The organism is Streptomyces cyaneochromogenes (assembly GCF_003963535.1).
In the GTDB taxonomy this organism is placed as follows: domain Bacteria; phylum Actinomycetota; class Actinomycetes; order Streptomycetales; family Streptomycetaceae; genus Streptomyces; species Streptomyces shaanxiensis.
The window spans coordinates 2,389,607-2,409,440 of record NZ_CP034539.1; the positions used below are offsets into that span (position 1 = coordinate 2,389,607).

A 19,834-nucleotide genomic window follows, 5' to 3' on the forward strand; every position below is an offset into this window, starting at 1 on the left:
CCTCGTCTGAACCCACGGTCGGCTGACCCCGATGCGTGCCGATCGCGTCTTCGCGTACGGCGCCGCCGCCGGACTTCTCGGTGATCTGCTGCTCGGCGATCCGCGTCGTGGGCATCCGGTCGCCGCGTTCGGACGGGCCGCGGGGGCCGTGGAGAAGGTGGCGTGGCGGGATCACCGGGGGTGGGGCGCGCTGCACACCGCCGTGTGTGCGGGGGGTGCCGTGGCGCTCGGTGCCGTGGCGCAGCGAGTCGTGCGTCCGTCCCGTACCGCCTCTGTCGCGCTGACCGCCGCCGCCACCTGGGCCGTTGTCGGCGGGACCTCGCTCGCGCGCGAGGCCCGGGTCATCGGGCGTGCGCTGGAGGCAGGGGACGTCGAGGGGGCCCGGGAACGGCTGCCGCATCTGTGCGGGCGGGATCCGCAGGCGCTGGATGCGGACGGGATCGCGCGGGCCGTCGTGGAGTCCGTCGCCGAGAACACCTCCGACGCGGTGGTGGGGGCGCTCGTGTGGGGCGCCGTCGGCGGGGTGCCGGGGCTGCTCGGGTTCCGGGCCGTCAACACGCTGGACGCCATGGTGGGGCACAGGTCGCCCCGGTTTCGGCGGTACGGGTGGGCCTCGGCGCGCCTCGACGACGTGGCCGGGTGGCCGGGGGCGCGGCTCACCGCCGTACTCGCGACGGTCGCCGGGCGCGATCCCCGGGGCGCCGTACGGGCCTGGCGCGCCGACGCCGGCAAGCATCCGAGCCCCAACGCCGGGCCCGTGGAGGCCTCGTTCGCGGGGGCGCTCGGGGTTCGGCTGGGCGGGACCCTGTCGTACGGCGGGCGGGTCGAGCACCGGCCCGTCCTCAACGGGGCGGGACGTACCGTCGCCGTCCACGACATCGAGCGGGCCATACGGCTGTCCAGGCGCGTCAGTTGGCTGGCTCTCGGCGCCTGTGTCGCCGCGCGCCGCATCGTGAAGGGGCGTACGTCATGACGGGCGGTGGGCTTCTCGTCGCCGGCACCACCTCCGACGCAGGCAAGAGCGTCGTCACCGCCGGGATCTGCCGGTGGCTGGTGCGGCAAGGGGTCAAGGTCGCGCCGTTCAAGGCGCAGAACATGTCCCTCAATTCGTTCGTCACGCGCGAGGGTGCCGAGATCGGGCGGGCTCAGGCCATGCAGGCGCAGGCCTGTCGCGTCGAGCCGACCGCGCTGATGAATCCCGTGCTGCTCAAGCCCGGTGGCGAGCAGAGCAGTCAGGTCGTGCTGCTCGGGAAGCCGGTCGGTGAACTGAGTGCGCGCGGCTATCACGGGGGGCGGCAGCAGAAGCTGCTCGGGACCGTCCTGGAGTGCCTCGCCGAACTGCGGGGCACTTATGACGCGGTGATCTGTGAGGGGGCGGGGAGTCCGGCTGAGATCAACCTCAGGCGGACCGACATCGTGAACATGGGCATCGCCCGCAATGCCGGGCTGCCCGTGCTGGTGGTGGGTGACATCGACCGCGGCGGCGTCTTCGCCTCCTTCTTCGGGACCGTCGCCCTCCTCTCCCCGGAGGACCAGGCGCTCGTCGCCGGGTTCCTGGTGAACAAGTTCCGGGGGGACGTGACGCTCCTCGAACCCGGGATCGACATGCTGCACGGACTGACCGGGCGGCACACCTACGGCGTCCTCCCCTTCCGACACGGCCTCGGCATCGACGAGGAGGACGGGCTCCGGGTCTCCCTGCGCGGCACCGTGCGCGAGTCGAACGTCGCCCCGCCCGTCGGGGAGGACGTGCTCCGGGTCGCCGTGTGCGCCATCCCCCTGATGTCCAACTTCACCGACGTGGACGCCCTCGCCGCCGAACCGGGCGTCGTCGTGCGGTTCGTGGACCGGCCCGAGGAGCTCGCCGACGCCGACCTCGTCGTCATTCCGGGGACCCGGGGGACGGTGCGTGCCCTGGAGTGGCTGCGGGAGCGGGGGCTTGCAGAGGCCATCGGGCGCAGGGTCGCCGAAGGGCGGCCCGTCCTCGGTATCTGCGGTGGCTTCCAGATCCTCGGCGAGCACATCGAGGACGAGGTCGAGAGCCGGCGCGGGCATGTCGAAGGGCTCGGCATCCTGCCCGTCCGCGTCCGGTTCGCCCGCGAGAAGACCCTCACCCGGCCCGTCGGCGAGGCCCTCGGGGAACCCGTCGAGGGGTACGAGATCCATCACGGCGTCGCCGACATAGCCGGGGGAGATGCCTTCATCTCTGATGACCAAGGACACAGCCTGGACGGCTGCCGGGTCGGGCAGACCTGGGGCACGCACTGGCACGGCTCCCTGGAGTCGGACCGTTTCCGGCGGGCCTTCCTGCGCGAGGTGGCGGCCGCCGCGGGCCGTCGCTTCGTGCCGGCCCCCGACACCTCTTTCGCCGCGCTGCGCGAGGAACAGCTCGACCGGCTCGGCGATCTGATCGAACAGCACGCGGACACGGACGCGCTCTGGCGGCTCATCGAGTCGGGCGCGCCGCAAGGACTGCCTTTCATTCCACCGGGAGCGCCCGCATGAGCACTGTGTTGTTGTTGTCGACCGCCGACACGGATCTGCTGGCGGCCAGGGCCGCCTCCGGTGCCGACTACCGGATCGGCAACCCGACCCGCCTCGACGTCGAGGCCGAGCTGCCCGCGCTGCTCGACGGGGCGGACATCGCCGTCGTACGGCTGCTGGGCGGCAAGCGGGCCTGGGAGGACGGGCTCGCAGGGCTCAGGGCGTCGGGCATCCCGACCGTGCTGCTCGGCGGCGAGGCCGTGCCGGACGCGGAGTTGATGGCCGAGTCGTCCGTGCCGGCCGGTGTCGTGGCCGAGGCGCTGAAGTATCTGGTCGAGGGCGGCCCCGCCAACCTCACCGAGCTCGCCCGGTTCCTCTCCGACACCGTGCTGCTGACCGGCGAGGGGTTCGTCGAGCCGCAGAAGATGCCGGAGTACGGCGTCCACGGCGACCGTACGGTCCAGGAAGGCCGTCCGACCGTGGGCGTGCTCTTCTACCGGGCCCATGAACTCAGCGGCAACACCGCCTTCGTGGACACCCTGTGCGATGCCGTCGAGGCACACGGCGCCAACGCCCTTCCCGTGTACTGCGGTTCGCTGCGCGGGGCGGACGCCGAGCTGTACGAGATCCTCGGGAAGGCCGACGCCCTCGTCGCCACTGTCCTCGCCGCCGGCGGCACGCACGCCTCGCAGGCCTCGGCGGGCGGTGACGAGGAGGCGTGGGACATCGGCCGGCTCGCCGAGCTCGACGTGCCCGTGCTGCAGGGGCTGTGCCTGACGTCCTCCAAGGGCGCCTGGGACGAGTCCGACGCCGCCCTCTCCCCCATGGACGCGGCGATGCAGGTCGCGATCCCCGAGTTCGACGGCCGCCTGATCACCGTCCCGTTCTCCTTCAAGGAGCAGGGCCCGGACGACGTCCCGGTCTATGTCGCCGACCCCGAGCGGGCCGGGCGCGTCGCCGGAATCGCCGTACGGCACGCGCAGTTGAAGCACAAGGCGAACGCGGACAAAAAGCTCGCGCTCGTCTTCACCGCCTACCCGACCAAGCACTCGCGCGTCGGCAACGCGGTCGGCCTCGACACGCCCGCGTCGGCGGTACGGGTGCTGGACGCGCTCAAGCAGGCCGGGTACGGCGTCACCGAGTACCCCGCAGGCGGCGACGAGTTGATCCACCGCCTCATCGAGGCCGGCGGGCACGACGTCGAGTGGCTCACCGAGGAGCAGCTGGCGTCCGCGCCCGCGCGCGTGCCGCTGGCCGACTACCAGGCCTGGTTCGACAAGCTCGACCCGGAGCTGCGGGAGGCGATGCTGGAGGCGTGGGGCGAGCCGCCGGGGTCCCTCTACGTCGACGGGGACGACATCGTCCTCGCCTCCCTCCGGTTCGGGAACGTCGTCGTGATGATCCAGCCGCCGCGCGGCTTCGGTGAGAACCCGATCGCGATCTACCACGACCCGGACATGCCGCCGTCGCACCACTACATGGCGGCCTACCGGTGGCTGGACAACTCGTTCGGCGCCGACGCGATCGTGCACATGGGCAAGCACGGCACGATGGAGTGGCTGCCGGGCAAGGGACTGGGGCTCAGCGGCGGGTGCGCTCCGGACGCCGTACTCGGTGACCTGCCCCTGATCTACCCGTTCATCGTCAACGACCCCGGCGAGGGCACCCAGGCCAAGCGCCGCGGGCACGCCACCGTCGTCGACCACCTCGTGCCGCCGATGGCACGCGCCGACACCTACGGCGACCTGGCCAAGCTGGAGCAGCTCCTCGACGAGTACGCGCTCGTCTCCGACCTGGACCCGACGAAGGCGCCGGCCGTGCGCGCGCAGATCTGGACGCTGGTCAAGGCGGCCGAGCTGCACAACGACCTGCATGTCGACGAGCAGCCGGACGACGACGACTTCGACGAGTTCGTCATGCACATCGACGGCTATCTGTGCGAGATCAAGGACGTGCAGATCCGCGACGGTCTGCACATCCTCGGCGGCGGTCCGGTCGGTGAGCCGCGCGTGAACCTGGTGCTCGCCGTGCTGCGCGCCTCGCAAGTGTGGGGCGGGCAGGCGAACGCGCTGCCGGGGCTCAGGGCGGCGCTGGCCGCTCACTTCGGGCTGGTCGAGAAGGAGCTGCTCGCCGAACCGGGCGCGCCGGTGAAGGTTCCGGTCGAGCTGAGCGACCTCGTCGAGGGCCCGTCCCGTACGGCCGCCGACGCGATCGACCTGCTGGAGCAGCTGTGCCGGCGGATCGCGGAGGGGATGGAGGAGCGCGACTGGGCGGTCACGGAGGTCCGTACGCTCGTCCGTGACGTCCTCGGCACCGAACTCCCCGACGCGCTGGCCGTGTTGGAGTTCGCCTGCACCGAGGTCGTGCCGCGCCTCGCCCGCACCACCGACGAGATCGGCCACATCCTCAAGGCGCTCGACGGCGGTTACGTCCCGGCGGGCCCGTCCGGTTCGCCGACGCGCGGACTGGTCAACGTCCTGCCGACCGGCCGGAACTTCTACTCCGTCGACCCCAAGGCCATCCCGTCCAGGCTGAGCTGGGAGGTCGGGCAGGCGCTCGCGGACTCGCTGGTGCAGCGGTATCTGCAGGACACCGGCGAGTTCCCGCAGTCCGTCGGCCTGACGGTCTGGGGCACCTCGGCCATGCGGACCCAGGGCGACGACATCGCCGAGATCCTCGCGCTGCTGGGCTGCCGCCCGGTGTGGGACGACGCCTCGCGCCGGGTGACCGGCTTCGAGGTCATCGGTCTGGAGGAACTGGGGCGCCCGCGCATCGACGTCACGGTGCGCATCTCGGGGTTCTTCCGGGACGCCTTCCCGCATGTCGTCGGCCTCATCGACGACGCCGTCCGCAAGGTCGCCGAGCTGGACGAGCCCGCCGAGCGGAACTTCGTGAAGGCCCACGCCGACGAGGACACCGCCGGGCACGGCGACCGGCGGCGCGCGACGGCCCGTATCTTCGGCTCGAAGCCGGGGGCGTACGGCGCCGGTCTGCTGCCGCTGATCGACGCCCGCAACTGGCGCTCGGACGCCGACCTGGCCGAGGTGTACGCCGTCTGGGGCGGCTACGCCTACGGGCGCGGGCTCGACGGGCGGGCGGCGCGCGGGGACATGGAGACCGCGTTCAAGCGGATCGCCGTCGCCGCGAAGAACGTCGACACGCGCGAGCACGACCTCGTCGACGCCGACGACTACTTCCAGTACCACGGCGGCATGGTCGCCATGGTGCGGCACCTGACGGGCGCCAACCCCGAGGCGTACGTGGGTGACAGCGCCACCCCGGACCAGGTGAAGACCCGCACGCTCGGCGAGGAGACCCACCGTGTCTTCCGCGCCCGCGTGGTCAACCCGCGCTGGATGGCGGCCATGCGCCGGCACGGCTACAAGGGCGCCTTCGAGATGGCCGCGACCGTGGACTACCTCTTCGGGTACGACGCCACGGCCGGGGTCGTCGACGACTGGATGTACGAGAAGCTGTCGGCCGAGTACGTCTTCGACGCCGAGAACCGGGACTTCATGAAGAAGTCCAACCCGTGGGCGCTGCGCGGCATCACCGAGCGGCTGCTGGAGGCCGCCGACCGCGGGCTGTGGGCCGAGCCGGACGCGGACACGCTGGAGCGGCTGCGCGCCACGTACCTGGAGCTGGAAGGCGACCTGGAGGGTGACGAGAAGTGAGCACCCCCTTCCCCTTTACGGCCGTTGTCGGCCAGGACGATCTGCGGCTCGCGCTGCTGCTGAACGCCGTGTCGCCCGCGGTGGGCGGTGTGCTGGTGCGCGGCGAGAAGGGCACCGCCAAGTCGACGGCCGTGCGCGCGCTGTCGGCGCTGATGCCCGAGGTGCCGGTGATCGCCGGATGCCGCTTCTCCTGCGACCCGGGCACCCCCGACCCGGCGTGCCCGGACGGGCCGCACGAGACGGGTGCGGGCACCGCTCGCCCCGCCCGCATGGTCGAACTCCCCGTCGGCGCCTCCGAGGACCGCCTGGTCGGCGCGCTGGACATCGAGCGCGCGCTGGCCGAGGGCGTCAAGGCCTTCGAGCCGGGGCTGCTCGCCGACGCCCACCGCGGGATCCTGTACGTCGACGAGGTCAACCTGCTCCACGACCACCTCGTCGACCTGCTCCTGGACGCGGCGGCGATGGGCGCGTCGTACGTCGAGCGCGAGGGTGTGTCGGTCCGGCACGCGGCGCGTTTCCTGCTCGTCGGCACCATGAACCCCGAAGAGGGCGAGCTGCGGCCGCAGTTGCTCGACCGGTTCGGCCTGACCGTCGAGGTCGCGGCCTCGCGGGAGCCCGACCAGCGGGTGGAGGTCGTACGGCGGCGGCTGGCGTACGACGACGATCCGGGCGGGTTCGCCGCTCGGTGGGCGGACGAGGAGGCGGCCGTACGGGCACGGATCGTGGCGGCGCGGGAGCTGCTGCCCTCCGTGCGGCTGGGTGACGGGGCGCTGCGGCAGATCGCGGCGACCTGTGCCGCGTTCGAGGTGGACGGCATGCGGGCCGACATCGTGATGGCCCGTACGGCCACCGCGCTGGCCGCGTGGGCCGGGCGGACCGATGTGCTCGCCGAGGACGTCCGGCAGGCGGCGCTGCTCGCGCTGCCGCACCGCAGGCGCCGTAACCCCTTCGACGCGCCGGGGCTCGACGAGGACAAGCTCGACCAGACGCTGGAGGAGTTCAGCGGCGAGGGCGACGAGGATCCCGACCCGGACGGGCCCGGTGGCGGTGGCGGGCAGCCGCCGTCCGAGGGGCCGCAGGGCGAGGGGGGTTCCGGGGCCCGGCCGGAGGCCGGTGACGGTGGCGAGCCGCAGCCCTCGGGGGCCGGCGCGGGCGAGCAGTCCGCCGTACGGGCCGCCGAGCCCTTCCGCACCAAGGTGCTCAGCGTGCCCGGGCTCGGTGACGGCGCTGCCGGGCGGCGTTCTCGGGCGCGGACCGAGCACGGCCGGACGACCGGTGCGCGGCGGCCCCGGGGGACGCTGACCAAGCTGCACCTGGCGGCCACCGTGCAGGCGGCGGCGCCGCATCAGCGGGCGCGCGGACGGTCCGGGCCGGGCCTTGTGCTGCGCCGGGACGATCTGCGGCAGGCGACGCGGGAGGGGCGCGAGGGGAACCTCGTGCTGTTCGTCGTGGACGCCTCCGGGTCGATGGCGGCGCGGCAGCGGATGAGTGCGGTGAAGGGGGCCGTGCTGTCGCTGCTGCTGGACGCGTACCAGCGTCGGGACAAGGTGGGGCTGGTGACGTTCCGTGGGTCGGCCGCCGATGTCGCCCTGCCTCCGACCTCCTCCGTGGACGCGGCCGCGGCACGGCTGGAGTCGCTGCCCACCGGGGGGCGTACTCCGCTGGCGGCCGGGCTGTTGAAGGCCCATGAGGTGTTGCGGGTGGAGCGGCTGCGGGATCCGGCTCGGCGGGCGCTGGTGGTTGTGGTGACCGATGGGCGTGCCACGGGCGGGACCGAGCCGGTGGCGCTCGCGGGGCGCGCGGCTCGGCTGTTCGCGGCCGAGGGCGTCGCGTCCGTCGTGGTCGACTGCGAGTCGGGGCCCGTGCGGCTGGGGCTCGCGGGGCAGCTCGCGGGTGAGCTGGGTGGTACGGCGGTGACGTTGGACGAGTTGCGGGCCGACTCGATCGCCGGGCTGGTCAAGGACGTTCAGCAAAGCAGGAGGGCCGCGTAATGCCGCAGGGGCAGCCGAGTGTCGTACCGGACGACGGACTGACGACCCGTCAGCGGCGCAACCGTCCGCTCGTCGTCGTGCACACGGGCATCGGCAAGGGCAAGTCCACCGCCGCCTTCGGGCTCGCGCTGCGGGCCTGGAACCAGGGGTGGCCCATCGGGGTGTTCCAGTTCGTCAAGTCGGCGAAGTGGAAGGTCGGCGAGGAGAACGCGCTGCGGGTGCTGGGCGCCAGCGGTGAGGGCGGGTCCGTCGACTGGCACAAGATGGGTGAGGGCTGGTCGTGGGTGCAGCGCGATCAGCAGATGGACAACGAGGAGAAGGCCCGCGAGGGCTGGGAGCAGGTCAAGCGGGACCTGGCCGCCGAGACGTACAAGCTGTACGTCCTCGACGAGTTCGCGTACCCGATGCACTGGGGGTGGGTGGACACCGACGAGGTGATCGACGTGCTGCGCGACCGTCCCGGAACCCAGCATGTGGTGATCACGGGGCGCAACGCGCCCGAGAAGCTCGTCGACTTCGCCGACCTGGTGACCGACATGTCCAAGGTCAAGCACCCGATGGACGCCGGGCAGAAGGGGCAGAGGGGCATCGAGTGGTGACTTCTTCCGTCCCTCGGCTGGTCATTGCCGCGCCCTCCTCGGGCAGCGGCAAGACCACCGTTGCCACGGGGCTGATGGCCGCGTTCGCCGCGCGGGGGCTTGCCGTGTCCCCGCACAAGGTCGGGCCGGACTACATCGACCCCGGGTATCACGCGCTCGCGAGCGGGCGGGTGGGGCGGAACCTCGACGCGTATCTGTGCGGGCCGGAATTGATCGGGCCGTTGTTCCTGCACGGGGCGGGCGGGTGTGACATCGCCGTCGTCGAGGGGGTCATGGGGCTGTACGACGGGGCCGCGGGGGAAGGTGAACTGGCGTCCACGGCTCATGTGGCGAAGGTGCTGCGGGCGCCGGTGGTGCTGGTGGTGGACGCGTCGTCGCAGTCGCGGTCCGTCGCGGCGCTGGTGCACGGGTTCGCGTCGTGGGATCCGCAGGTGCGGGTCGGGGGCGTGATCCTGAACAAGGTCGCGTCGGATCGGCACGAGGAGTTGTTGCGGGAGGCGCTGGACTCGGCGGGGGTGCCGGTGCTGGGGGTGTTGCGGCGGGTTGTTCAGGTGGACACGCCGTCGCGGCATCTGGGCTTGGTGCCGGTCGCCGAGCGGCGGGCGGAGGCGGTGGAGGCGGTTGCGGCCATGGCCGCGCAGGTCTCCGACGGGTGCGATCTGGAGGCGTTGCTGGGGCTGGCGCGGAGTGCGGGTGCGTTGGAGTGTGCGGCTTGGGGTGCGGCTGAGGCCTTGGCTTCCTCGCCCGCGCCGCCCCTTCCCGTCCCGTCCCCGGGGGTTGCCGCCCCCGGACCCCCGCTTCGGCCCGAAGGGCCTCGTCCTCAAACTCCCCCAGAGGGGGGACCCCCAGACGGGCTGGATTGTGCCGACCTGGGCTCAGGAGTGAGAGTCGCCATCGCCGGCGGCCCCGCCTTCACCTTCTCCTACGCCGAGCACGCCGAGCTTCTCACCGCCGCCGGTGCCGAAGTCGTCCCCTTCGATCCCCTGCGCGACGAGCAACTCCCCGAGGGGACGCGCGGCTTGGTCATCGGCGGCGGGTTCCCGGAGGTATACGCCGCTGAGCTGTCCGCCAACGAGCCCCTGCGCAAGGCCGTCGCCGCCCTCGCCGAGAGTGGCTCTCCCGTCGCCGCCGAGTGTGCCGGGCTGCTCTACCTCTGCCGGGAGCTGGACGGGCGGCCCATGTGCGGGGTGCTGGACGCCGGCGCCCGGATGTCCGAGCGGCTCACCCTCGGGTATCGGGACGCGGTCGCCGTCAGCGACAGTCCGCTGGCCGTCGCGGGGACGCGCATGCGGGGGCACGAGTTTCATCGGACCGTCGTCGAGCCCGGCTCGGGGGCGGCGCCCGCCTGGGGTGTGCGCAGCCCCGTGCGGCGGGTCGAAGGTTTCGTACAGCAGGGCGTGCACGCGAGTTATCTGCACACGCACTGGGCCGCAGAGCCCGGTGTCGCCCGTCGGTTCGTGGAGAGGTGCCGGACGTCATGAGCAGCAGCAGGTTGGTCGGAGTCGGGGTCGGTCCCGGGGATCCGGAGCTGGTGACCGTCAAGGGCGTCAACGCTCTGCGGGCCGCCGATGTCGTCGTCGTACCCGTGATGGCTGCGTCTGATGGAAAAGACGGGGGTGAGCGTGGGCGCGCCGAGGCGACCGTGCTGCACTACGTGCCCGAGGAGAAGGTCGTCCGGGTCGTGTTCGCCCTCAATGAGCGCACCGACCGGGCGCGGCGCGAGGCCGCCTGGGACGCGGCGGGCGAGCGGGTGGCCGCGTTGTTGCGCGGGCATGGCACCGTCGCCTTCGCGACCATCGGCGACCCCAACGTGTACTCCACGTTCACCTATCTCGCCCAGACCATCGGCGAGCTGGTGCCCGGCACCGTCGTCGAGACCGTCCCCGGTATCACCGCCATGCAGGACCTCGCCGCCCGGTCGGGCGCCGTGCTCACCGAGGGGACCGAACCGCTCACGCTCGTGCCCGTCACCGCGGGGACGACCGTGCTCAAGGAGGCCCTCGCCGGGCCCGGGACCGTCGTCGCCTACAAGTTCGGGCGGCAGGCGGCCGAGGTCGCCGAGGCCCTGCGGGAGACCGGGCGGCTCCAGGACGCGGTGTGGGGGTCGGCGCTGGGGCTGACGGAGGAGTCGATCCGGCCGGCCGCCGAGCTCGACGGCACCCCCCTCCCCTACCTCTCGACGCTCATCGCACCCGCGCGGCGCGAGGGCGGCCGGGGCGGCAAGCTCTGACGCGCCCGTCGACAGCCTGGCCCCCAACTCCACCCCCGATCCCCGTCGACAGCCTGGCCCCCGACCCCACCCCCAACCCTCGCCGCCCCCCTGTGGCCGACCCCTTGTAGGAGGACCGATTCCCATGGCCGATGCCCTCACCGGCAAGGTGACCTTCGTCGGTGCCGGCCCCGGTGCCGCCGATCTGCTGACGTTCCGTGCCGCCCGTGCCATCGCCGAGGCCGACGTCGTGATCTGGGCGGCCAGCCTGGTCCAGGCGGAGGTCCTCGAGCACGCGCGCGAGGACGCCGAGATCCTCGACTCGGCGACCATGTCCCTGGAGGACGTCGTCGCCGTGTACGAGCGGGCCCGGGAGGAGGGCCTCAGGGTCGCCCGCATCCACTCCGGCGACCCCGCTCTTTGGGGCGGTACGCAGGAGCAGCTCGACCGGTGTGCCGGGATCGGCATCGAGACGGAGGTCGTGCCCGGGGTCTCCGCCTTCTCCGCGGTCGCCGCGCTCGCCCGGCGGGAGCTGACCATCCCCGAGGTCGCCCAGTCGGTCGTCCTCACGCGGCTCGGGGGCGGCAAGACGCCGATGCCGCCCGGGGAGGAGGTCCGGGAGTTCGCCAAGCACGGCACCACGATGGCGATCTTCCTGTCGGCCGCCCGCAGCGGGCAGCTCGTACGGGAGCTGCTGGAGGGCGGGTATCCGACGTCCACTCCGGTCGTCGTCGCCTACCAGGCGACCTGGCCCGAGGAGCTCGTCGTGCGGTGCACCGTCGGCACGCTGGAGGAGACCGTCAAGGAGCACAAGCTCTGGAAGCACACCCTGTTCCTGGTCGGCCCGGCCCTCGACGCGCACGGCACGCGCTCGCACCTCTACCACCCCGGTCACTTCCACGGGTACCGCAAGGCCGACCCGGAGGCCCGCAGGGCCCTGCGTGAGCGGGGGGCCAGTACGTGATCACCGTCGTCGGTACGGGGACGGGGGCGCCGCCGCCCGAGGACGTCCTCGCCGATGCCGAGCTGGTGGTCGGCGGGCGGCGGCATCTGGAGGCCGTACGGCTGCCCGACGGGGTGGAGCGGGTCGTGCTCGGGGCGCTCGCGCCCGCCCTCGACACCATCGAGGAGTACGTCGCCAAGGAGCGGCCGGTTGTGGTGCTGGCCTCCGGTGACCCCGGGTTCTTCGGGATCGTGCGGGTGCTCGCCGAGCGGTTCGGGTCCGAGCGGCTCGATGTGCGGCCGGGGGTGTCGTCCGTCGCCACCGCCTTCGCGCGGCTCGGGCTGACCTGGGACGACGCCGTGGTCGTCAGCGCGCACGGGCGGGATCCGCGGACGGCTGTGCATGTGTGCCGGGCGCATCCCAAGGTGGCGGTGCTGACCGGGCCGGGAGCCGGGCCCGCCGAGCTGGGTGCGGCGCTGCGGCACACCGGGCGTGTCCTGGTCGTCGCCTCCGCGCTGGGCGATCCGGAGCACGAGCGCGTGGAGCGGGTGATGCCCGCCGAGGCGGCGGCCCGTGACTGGGGCACGGCGGTGAGCGTCGTGCTGTGCCTGGACCCCGAGCGGGCGCTGGGCGCGGTGCGCGCGGTGGCCGGTCCGGCGCCGGGGCCCGCAGGATGGGCCCTGGACGAGGCCGAGTTCGCGCACCGCGACTCGATGATCACCAAGTTCGAGGTACGGGCCCTTGCCCTGGCCCGGCTGGGGCCACGCCTGGGCGACCTGGTGTGGGACGTCGGCGCGGGGTCCGGCTCCGTGGCCGTGGAGTGCGCCCGGCTCGGGGCGGCGGCCGTCGCCGTGGAGAAGGCTCCGGACGGGGTGGAGCGGATCCGCGCCAACGCCGCCGCGCACGGCGTGGACGTGCACGTGGTGCACGGCTCGGCGCCGGACGCGCTCTCGGAGCTCGCCGACGACCCCGACGCCGTGTTCGTCGGCGGCGGCGGGCATGAACTGCCCGCCGTCATCACCGCCTGCGCGCGGCGCGCCCGGCGCACGGTGGTCGTCGCGATGGCCGCGCTCGACCGGGTGCCGGCCGCGCGCGAGGCCCTGACCGGCGCCGGGTTCTCCTGCGACGGGGTGCTGTTGCAGTCGTCCCGGCTCGCGCCGCTGCCCGGGGACGTGACCCGGCTGGCGGCGACCAATCCCGTTTTTCTGCTGTGGGGCGTGCGGCCTCAAGCCTGTTCTGAAGGAGTTGCCCAGTGATCGGCCTCATTTCCGCCACCGCGGCGGGGGCTGCGGCGCGGGACCGGCTGGCCGCGGCGTGGCCGGACCGCACGCGCGTGTACGAGGGTCCCGTGAAGGACGCCGTACGGCGGGCGTTCGCCGAGTGCGAGCAGTTGGTGTGCTTCCTGGCGACGGGGGCGGTCGTACGGCTGATCGCCCCGCTGCTGGGCGACAAGGCGGCCGACCCGGGTGTGGTGTGCGTCGACGAGGGCGGGCGGTTCGCCGTGTCGCTGGTCGGCGGGCACGGCGGCGGGGCCAATGAACTCGCCCGGGAGGTCGGGGAGTTGCTGGCCGCCGAGCCCGTGGTGACCACGGCGACGGACGCCGTGGGGGTGCCCGGTCTGGACACGCTCGGGCTGCCGGTGGAGGGCGATGTCGCCGGGGTCTCGCGGGCCCTGCTCGACGGGGAGCCGGTCGCGCTGAAGACCGAGGTGTCCTGGCCACTGCCGCCGTTGCGGGCCGGCGCCGAGGGGTCGTACGCGATCCGGCTGACGGACCGCCTCGTCGAGCCCGCCGAGCGCGAGGTCGTCCTGCGTCCGCCGACCCTCGTCGTCGGCGTCGGCGCCTCCAAGGGCGCCCCCGTCGACGAGGTGCTCGGACTGGTCGAGAGCGCGCTGCGCGACGCCGGCCTCTGCGCCCGGTCCGTCGCCGCACTCGCCACCGTCGACGCCAAGGCCGACGAACCCGGCATCGTCGAGGCCGCCCGGCGGCTCGGCGTGCCCCTGGTCACCCACTCCGCCGAGGAGCTGGCGGCCGTCGAGGTCCCCAACCCCTCCGACGCCCCCCTCGCGGCCGTCGGCACCCCCTCCGTCGCCGAGGCCGCCGCCCTGGTCGGCGGCGGCGAACTCCTCGTACCCAAGCGGAAGTCAGAGCGTGCCGACGGGCAGGCGGCGATGGCGACCTGCGCCGTCGTACGGCGTCCGGGGCGCGGGCGGCTCGCGGTGGTCGGGCTCGGGCCGGGCGCCCGGGACCTGCTGACGCCTCGCGCGAAGGCCGAACTGCGGCGTGCCTCCGTGCTCGTCGGCCTCGACCAGTACGTCGACCAGATCCGCGATCTGCTGCGGCCCGGCACCCTGATCCTGGAGTCCGGGCTCGGCGCCGAGGAGGAGCGGGCGCGCACGGCCGTGGCTCAGGCCCGCAAGGGGCAGGCCGTCGCGCTGATCGGCAGCGGGGACGCGGGCGTGTACGCCATGGCCTCCCCCGCGCTCGCGGAGGCGTCCGACGACATCGACGTGATCGGCGTGCCGGGTGTGACCGCCGCCCTCGCCGCCGCCGCGATCCTGGGCGCCCCGCTCGGCCATGACCATGTGTCCATCAGCCTCTCCGACCTGCACACACCCTGGGAGGTCATCGAGCGGCGGGTGCGGGCGGCGGCCGAGGCGGACATCGTGGTCACCTTCTACAACCCCCGTTCCCGGGGCCGCGACTGGCAGCTGCCCAAGGCCCTCGCGATCCTCGCCGAGCACCGCGCGGCGACGACGCCGGTCGGTGTCGTGCGGAACGCGTCACGGCCGGACGAGTCCAGTCGGCTCACGACACTGGGCGCCCTGGACCCGGCGACGGTCGACATGATGACGGTCGTGACCGTCGGCAACACGGCGACCCGGGACATCGCGGGGCGCATGGTGACGCCGCGCGGCTACCGCTGGCAGGCATCGCGGGAGGGGGCGGAGTGAACCGCGTCGTTCATCCGATCGAGGTGGAGTCCTACCGGCGGCTGCGCGCCCGCCTGGACACCTCGCACTTCCCGCCGCTGACCCGGGCGGTCGTGGAGCGGGTCATCCACTCTGCCGCCGATCTGGAGTACGCGGACGATCTCGTCATGGACGAGGGCGAGTTGGAGAAGGCGTACGCGGCCCTGCACGCGGGGGCGCCGGTCGTCGTGGACGTGGAGATGGTCGCCGCCGGCATCACCCGGCGCGAGACCGTCTGCCGTCTGAGGGACGCCGTGGCCGGCCCCGGCCTGACCCGTTCGGCGCACGCGATCCGGCTCGCCTACGAGCAGGTCGGCCCCGGTGCCCTCTGGGTGATCGGCAACGCGCCGACCGCGCTGGAGGAGCTGCTGACCCTGGACGCCGCCCCCGCGCTCGTCATCGGCCTGCCCGTAGGCTTCGTCGGCGCGGTCGAGTCCAAGGCAGCGTTGCGCGAGAGCGGGTTGCCCGCCGTGAGCAACGTGTCCGAGAAGGGCGGTTCGGCGGTCGCCTCCGCCGCGCTCAACGCCCTGCTGTACCACCCCGTCGCACCAGCCGTTTCCCACTCCGCTTCGTCATCCGATTCGCATTCCGAGGAGAAATCGTGACCACCCCGCCGCCCGCCCTTCTCATCGCCGGTCACGGCACCCGGGACGAGGCCGGAGCCGAGGCGTTCCGCGACTTCGTACGGGAGCTGGGGCGCCGCCACCCCGAACTGCCCGTCGCGGGCGGCTTCATCGAGCTGTCCCCGCCCCCGCTGGGCGAGGCCGTCAACGAGCTGGTCGAGCAGGGCGTACGGCGGTTCGCCGCCGTGCCCCTGATGCTGGTGTCCGCCGGCCACGCCAAGGGCGACATCCCGGCCGCGCTGGCCCGCGAGAAGGAGCGGCACCCCGGGATCTCGTACACCTACGGCCGTCCGCTGGGACCGCACCCGTCGCTGCTGTCGGTGCTGGAGCGGCGGCTCGACGAGGCGCTCGGCACCGAGGGCCACCGCACGCCCGGCGACCGGGCCGATGTGACCGTGCTGCTGGTCGGGCGCGGTTCCACCGACCCGGACGCCAACGCCGAGGTGCACAAGGCGGCGCGGCTGCTGTGGGAGGGGCGCGGATACGCGGGTGTGGAGACGGCGTTCGTGTCGCTGGCGGCGCCGGACGTGCCGAGCGGCCTCGACCGCTGTGTGAAGCTGGGGGCGAAGCGGATCGTCGTCCTCCCCTACTTCCTCTTCACCGGCATCCTGCCCGACCGCGTGCGCCAGCAGACCGAGGGCTGGGCGGCCGCGCACCCGGAGGTCGAGGTGCGCTCGGCGGACGTCATCGGTCCGGAGCCGGAGCTGCTCGACCTGGTGATGGAGCGGTACGAGGAGGCCCTCAAGGGCGACCTGCGGATGAACTGCGACTCGTGCGTGTACCGCATAGCGCTGCCCGGCTTCGAGGACAAGGTCGGCATGCCGCAGCAGCCGCACTTCCACCCGGACGACGACGGCCACCACCATGGGCACGGTCCTCACGACCACGGCCACCACCACCATGGCGCCCACTCCCATGCCCACTGAGGCGCACGACCTCCGGCATCACGGCGACGCCGAGGTCCGCGGTGACGGCGCGGCGCTCGTCGACCTGGCCGTGAACGTCCGCGCGGACACACCGCCCGTGTGGCTGCGGGAACGGATCGCCGGGTCGCTGGGCTCCCTCGCGGCCTACCCGGACGGGCGGGCCGCGCGGGCGGCGGTGGCGGCGCGGCACGGACTGCCGGTGGAGCGGGTGCTGCTGACGGCGGGGGCGGCGGAGGCGTTCGTGCTGCTCGCGCGTGCCCTGAAGGTCCGCCGGCCGGTCGTGGTCCACCCCCAGTTCACGGAGCCGGAGGCGGCCCTGCGGGACGCCGGGCACACGGTCGACCGGGTGCTGCTGCGGGAGGAGGACGGCTTCCGGCTCGACCCGGCGGCCGTCCCCGAGGAGGCCGACCTGGTGGTGATCGGCAACCCGACGAACCCGACGTCGGTCCTGCACCCGGCCGCCTGCATCGCCGAACTCGCCCGGCCCGGGCGGACGTTGGTGGTGGACGAGGCGTTCATGGACGCCGTGCCGGGTGAGCGGGAGGCGCTGGCCGGGCGGACGGACGTGCCGGGCCTGGTGGTGCTCCGCAGCCTGACCAAGACCTGGGGACTGGCCGGCCTGCGGATCGGCTACGTCCTGGCCGCCCCGGAGACCATCGCCGACCTGGAGCGCGCCCAGCCCCTGTGGCCGGTCTCCACGCCCGCGCTCGTCGCCGCGCAGGCCTGCGTGTCGCCCCCGGCCCTGGCGGAGGCGGCCCACGCGGCCCACCGCGTCGCCTCCGACCGGGCCCATCTCGTCGCGGGGCTCGGCGAGTTCGCCGCGGCCGGACTGCGGGTCGTCGAGCCCGCCGAGGGCCCCTTCGTCCTCGTACGACTGCCGAGGGCGGCCGCCGTACGACGGCATCTGCGCGAGCTCGGGTTCGCCGTCCGGCGCGGGGACACCTTCCCCGGGCTGGGCGAGGAGTGGCTGCGGCTGGCGGTGCGGGACCGGGGAACGGTCAGTTCCTTCCTCGGGGCGCTGGAGCGGGCGATGACGGCCGCGGGGCGCTGAGCGGGGGGACGCGCTCCCGAGCCCCGTCCGGGAAGCGGCGGTCGACGGTGCCGTCGGCTGGAGAACGCGAGTTGGCCCAGGCCAGCCGCTGAGGCTGACCTGGGCCAGGAGTGAAAACGCTTCCGCTCGGTTGGCGGCGGGAGTCAGCCGCGACCCCGGCGCGCCAGCGCGACCGCTCCCCCGCCCGCGACGAGCAGCGCGACCGCGCCGCCCGCGATGTACGGCGTCATGGAGTTGCCGCCGGTCTCGGCGAGGCCGTCGTCGGAGGACTCGCCCTGCGGCTTCACGTCGCCGGCCGGGTCCGTGCCCGTGCCCGGGTCCGTGCTCGGCTCGGCGCTCGGGTCGGTCGCCTGCTCGGCCGCGGCCGGTGTCTCGCAGGTCGCCTTCGCCAGGGTCAGGGTGCCCTCGACCTCGGCGACGTTCAGCTTCAACGGGTCGACGGAGACCTTGAGTTCGAGGGCGGTGGCGGCGGCCGTGTCCGACGTGGTCTGCGTCTTGGAGTAGTCCAGCCGCACCTCGCCCACGTTCGGGACCTCGACGTTCGTGGTTCCGCCCGCGGTCAGGGTGACCTTCTTGCCCAGCACGGTGACGTCGCCCAGCAGGTTGGACGAGGCGGTCGGCTTCTTGCCGGCTTCGCAGGTGGCCTTGGAGGTGACCTGGCCGACCTCGATGAGCGACAGGAGGGGCAGGCCGGGGACATGGACCTTGGCGTGGGCGAGGTTGGTGTACCCCTCGGCCTTGCCGCCTTCGACCGTGGCCTTGGACCGGGCGACCTCGGCGTTCAGGACGCTGAAGGACCGGCCGCCGTCAACGCCGTTCAACTGGGCGGTCAGCGTCGACTTCTCGGCGCTCTGCGGCGCCTGCACTTCGTTGAGGGAGACCGCGAGCGGGACGTTCACGGTCTTGTTGAGCAGGGAGACGTCGAGCCCGGTACGCAGCACGACGGCGCTCGCGCGGCCCTCGTCGCCGGTCGCCTGCGCGGGGCCCGCCGCGGCCAGGACCGCGGGCCCGGCGGCCAGGGCGGTGGCCGTCGCGACGGTGGCGAGACGGCGTGCGGGCAGGCGGAAGTTCTTGCCGTTCAAGGTGGGGACCCCTCGGAGGAGACTTGCTCGGGACCTGCCAAGAATCGCGCATGCGGGGTGCCCGGTCAGCATCCTTACGGGAGTTCACCCCTACGTGTGTTTCCCGTGCAGGTTTTCGAACCTCGTGGCACGCACGTTCTCCACAGTCACAGGCGCAACAGCCGCCTCAGCTCACGATCTTCCCGTTCAGGACGACCCGTCGCGGTGCCGCCAGCACCCGTACGTCGGCCCGCGGATCCGTCTCGTACACCACGAGGTCGGCCGCCGCGCCCTCGTCGAGGCCCGGCCGGCCGAGCCATGTCCGGGCCGCCCAGGTGGTTGCCGCGAGGGCCTCGACGGCGGGGATTCCCGCGGTGACCAGTTCCGCCACCTCGGCCGCCACCAGGCCGTGCGGCAGGGTGCCGCCCGCGTCGGTACCGACGTAGACCGGAATGCCGGCGTCGTAGGCGGAGCGGACCGTGTCGTAACGGCGTTCGTGGAGCCGGCGCATGTGGTCCGACCAGCGGGGGAACTTGGACTGGCCGCCGTCGGCCAGCTTCGGGAAGGTCGCGATGTTCACGAGGGTGGGGACGATCGCCACGCCGTGCTCGACGAAGAGCGGGATCAGGTCCTCGGTGAGGCCCGTGGCGTGCTCGATGCAGTCGATGCCCGCCTCGACCAGGTCCGGCAGGGACTCCGCGGAGAAGCAGTGCGCGGTGACGCGGGCGCCCAGGCGGTGGGCCTGCGCGATGCCCGCCTCGACCGTCTCCCGCGGCCAGGTGGGCGCGAGGTCCCCGAGGTCGCGGTCGATCCAGTCGCCGACCAGCTTGACCCAGCCGTCGCCGCGCCGGGCCTCCCGGGCGACGTACGCGACGAGGTCCTCCGGCTCGATCTCGTGGGCGTAGCCGCGGATGTAGCGGCGGGTGCGGGCGATGTGCCGGCCGGCCCGGATGATCTTCGGAAGGTCGTCGCGGTCGTCGACCCAGCGGGTGTCGGAGGGCGATCCGGCGTCCCGGATCAGCAGGGTGCCCGCCTCGCGGTCGGTCAGCGCCTGCTTCTCGGCGACGTCGTCGTCGACCGGGCCGTGCGCCCCGAGGCCCACATGGCAGTGCGCGTCGACGAGGCCGGGCAGGGCCCAGCCCTCGACGGTCCGGACGTCGTGGGCGCCGACGGGACGGTCGTAGGAGATCCGGCCGTCGACGACCCACAGCTCGTCCCGGACGTCGTCCGGGCCGACGAGGACCCGGCCCTTCACGTGCAGCACCGCGCGTTCGCTCATGCCTGCACCCTAATGACCGGGCC

The 19,834-nt window shown here is 73.4% G+C and carries 15 protein-coding genes; 13 read left to right on the top strand and 2 right to left on the bottom strand.

What is annotated here, in order from left to right; all coding sequences use genetic code 11:
- Positions 1–31 precede the first annotated feature (31 nt).
- The 13 genes from EJ357_RS10590 (at position 32) to cobC (ending at position 17,471) form a co-directional block, all read left to right on the top strand.
- Positions 32–973 carry a cobalamin biosynthesis protein gene (locus EJ357_RS10590; protein WP_126390906.1) on the top strand — a complete coding sequence of 314 codons (942 nt, stop codon included), beginning with the start codon at positions 32–34 and terminating at the stop codon, positions 971–973.
- Complete coding sequence (locus EJ357_RS10595) at positions 970–2,505, top strand: cobyric acid synthase (RefSeq protein ID WP_126390908.1); 1,536 nt, start codon at positions 970–972, stop codon at positions 2,503–2,505. The genes EJ357_RS10590 and EJ357_RS10595 overlap by 4 nt, the downstream gene beginning before the upstream one ends.
- On the top strand, positions 2,502–6,158 hold the full coding sequence (gene cobN / locus EJ357_RS10600) for a cobaltochelatase subunit CobN (RefSeq protein WP_126390910.1): 3,657 nt from the start codon (positions 2,502–2,504) through the stop codon (positions 6,156–6,158). The genes EJ357_RS10595 and cobN overlap by 4 nt, the downstream gene beginning before the upstream one ends.
- A complete protein-coding gene (locus tag EJ357_RS10605) occupies positions 6,155–8,149 on the top strand; it encodes a putative cobaltochelatase (RefSeq protein WP_126390912.1) in 1,995 nt (664 codons plus the stop codon). The genes cobN and EJ357_RS10605 overlap by 4 nt, the downstream gene beginning before the upstream one ends.
- Positions 8,149–8,748: a cob(I)yrinic acid a,c-diamide adenosyltransferase gene (cobO, locus tag EJ357_RS10610; protein WP_126390914.1), complete on the top strand. Its 600-nt coding sequence runs from the start codon at positions 8,149–8,151 to the stop codon at positions 8,746–8,748. The genes EJ357_RS10605 and cobO overlap by 1 nt, the downstream gene beginning before the upstream one ends.
- Positions 8,745–10,229 carry a cobyrinate a,c-diamide synthase gene (locus EJ357_RS10615; RefSeq protein WP_188142317.1) on the top strand — a complete coding sequence of 495 codons (1,485 nt, stop codon included), beginning with the start codon at positions 8,745–8,747 and terminating at the stop codon, positions 10,227–10,229. Before cobO ends, EJ357_RS10615 begins: the two co-directional genes overlap by 4 nt.
- The gene (gene cobI / locus EJ357_RS10620) at positions 10,214–10,978 is read left to right on the top strand and encodes a precorrin-2 C(20)-methyltransferase (protein ID WP_175647359.1); all 765 of its coding nucleotides are present in this window, start codon (positions 10,214–10,216) and stop codon (positions 10,976–10,978) included. The genes EJ357_RS10615 and cobI overlap by 16 nt, the downstream gene beginning before the upstream one ends.
- Positions 10,979–11,102: 124 nt before the next feature.
- Positions 11,103–11,921, top strand: coding sequence for a precorrin-4 C(11)-methyltransferase (gene cobM / locus EJ357_RS10625; protein WP_126390920.1), 819 nt, complete (start codon positions 11,103–11,105; stop codon positions 11,919–11,921).
- Entirely contained in the window at positions 11,918–13,156 is a 1,239-nt protein-coding gene (gene cbiE, locus EJ357_RS10630) for a precorrin-6y C5,15-methyltransferase (decarboxylating) subunit CbiE (RefSeq protein WP_126390922.1), read from the top strand. The genes cobM and cbiE overlap by 4 nt, the downstream gene beginning before the upstream one ends.
- Positions 13,153–14,853, top strand: coding sequence for a precorrin-3B C(17)-methyltransferase (gene cobJ, locus EJ357_RS10635; RefSeq protein WP_126390924.1), 1,701 nt, complete (start codon positions 13,153–13,155; stop codon positions 14,851–14,853). Before cbiE ends, cobJ begins: the two co-directional genes overlap by 4 nt.
- Positions 14,850–15,476 (top strand): precorrin-8X methylmutase, encoded by a 627-nt coding sequence (locus EJ357_RS10640; protein ID WP_126390926.1) that lies wholly within the window; start codon positions 14,850–14,852, stop codon positions 15,474–15,476. The genes cobJ and EJ357_RS10640 overlap by 4 nt, the downstream gene beginning before the upstream one ends.
- The gene (locus EJ357_RS10645; RefSeq protein WP_126390928.1) at positions 15,473–16,420 is read left to right on the top strand and encodes a sirohydrochlorin chelatase; all 948 of its coding nucleotides are present in this window, start codon (positions 15,473–15,475) and stop codon (positions 16,418–16,420) included. Before EJ357_RS10640 ends, EJ357_RS10645 begins: the two co-directional genes overlap by 4 nt.
- Positions 16,359–17,471 carry an Rv2231c family pyridoxal phosphate-dependent protein CobC gene (gene cobC, locus EJ357_RS10650; RefSeq protein ID WP_407698477.1) on the top strand — a complete coding sequence of 371 codons (1,113 nt, stop codon included), beginning with the start codon at positions 16,359–16,361 and terminating at the stop codon, positions 17,469–17,471. The genes EJ357_RS10645 and cobC overlap by 62 nt, the downstream gene beginning before the upstream one ends.
- 143 nt (positions 17,472–17,614) lie before the next feature.
- On the opposite strand, the gene EJ357_RS10655 is transcribed toward cobC, so the two are convergent.
- Positions 17,615–18,553: an SCO1860 family LAETG-anchored protein gene (locus tag EJ357_RS10655; RefSeq protein WP_126390930.1), complete on the bottom strand. Its 939-nt coding sequence runs from the start codon at positions 18,551–18,553 to the stop codon at positions 17,615–17,617.
- Between the two features lie 166 nt (positions 18,554–18,719).
- A complete protein-coding gene (locus EJ357_RS10660) occupies positions 18,720–19,811 on the bottom strand; it encodes an amidohydrolase family protein (protein ID WP_126390932.1) in 1,092 nt (363 codons plus the stop codon).
- Positions 19,812–19,834: the final 23 nt, after the last annotated feature.

Bases quoted from the DNA above. Each gene is read 5' to 3' on its own strand.
- cobN (WP_126390910.1), top strand. From the start codon at position 2,502: ATGAGCACTGTGTTGTTGTTGTCGACCGCCGACACGGATCTGCTGGCG.
- cobM (WP_126390920.1), top strand. From the start codon at position 11,103: ATGGCCGATGCCCTCACCGGCAAGGTGACCTTCGTCGGTGCCGGCCCC.
- cobO (WP_126390914.1), top strand. From the start codon at position 8,149: ATGCCGCAGGGGCAGCCGAGTGTCGTACCGGACGACGGACTGACGACC.
- EJ357_RS10660 (WP_126390932.1), bottom strand. From the start codon at position 19,811: ATGAGCGAACGCGCGGTGCTGCACGTGAAGGGCCGGGTCCTCGTCGGC.
- EJ357_RS10595 (WP_126390908.1), top strand. From the start codon at position 970: ATGACGGGCGGTGGGCTTCTCGTCGCCGGCACCACCTCCGACGCAGGC.
- cobC (WP_407698477.1), top strand. From the start codon at position 16,359: ATGGGCACGGTCCTCACGACCACGGCCACCACCACCATGGCGCCCACT.
- EJ357_RS10590 (WP_126390906.1), top strand. From the start codon at position 32: ATGCGTGCCGATCGCGTCTTCGCGTACGGCGCCGCCGCCGGACTTCTC.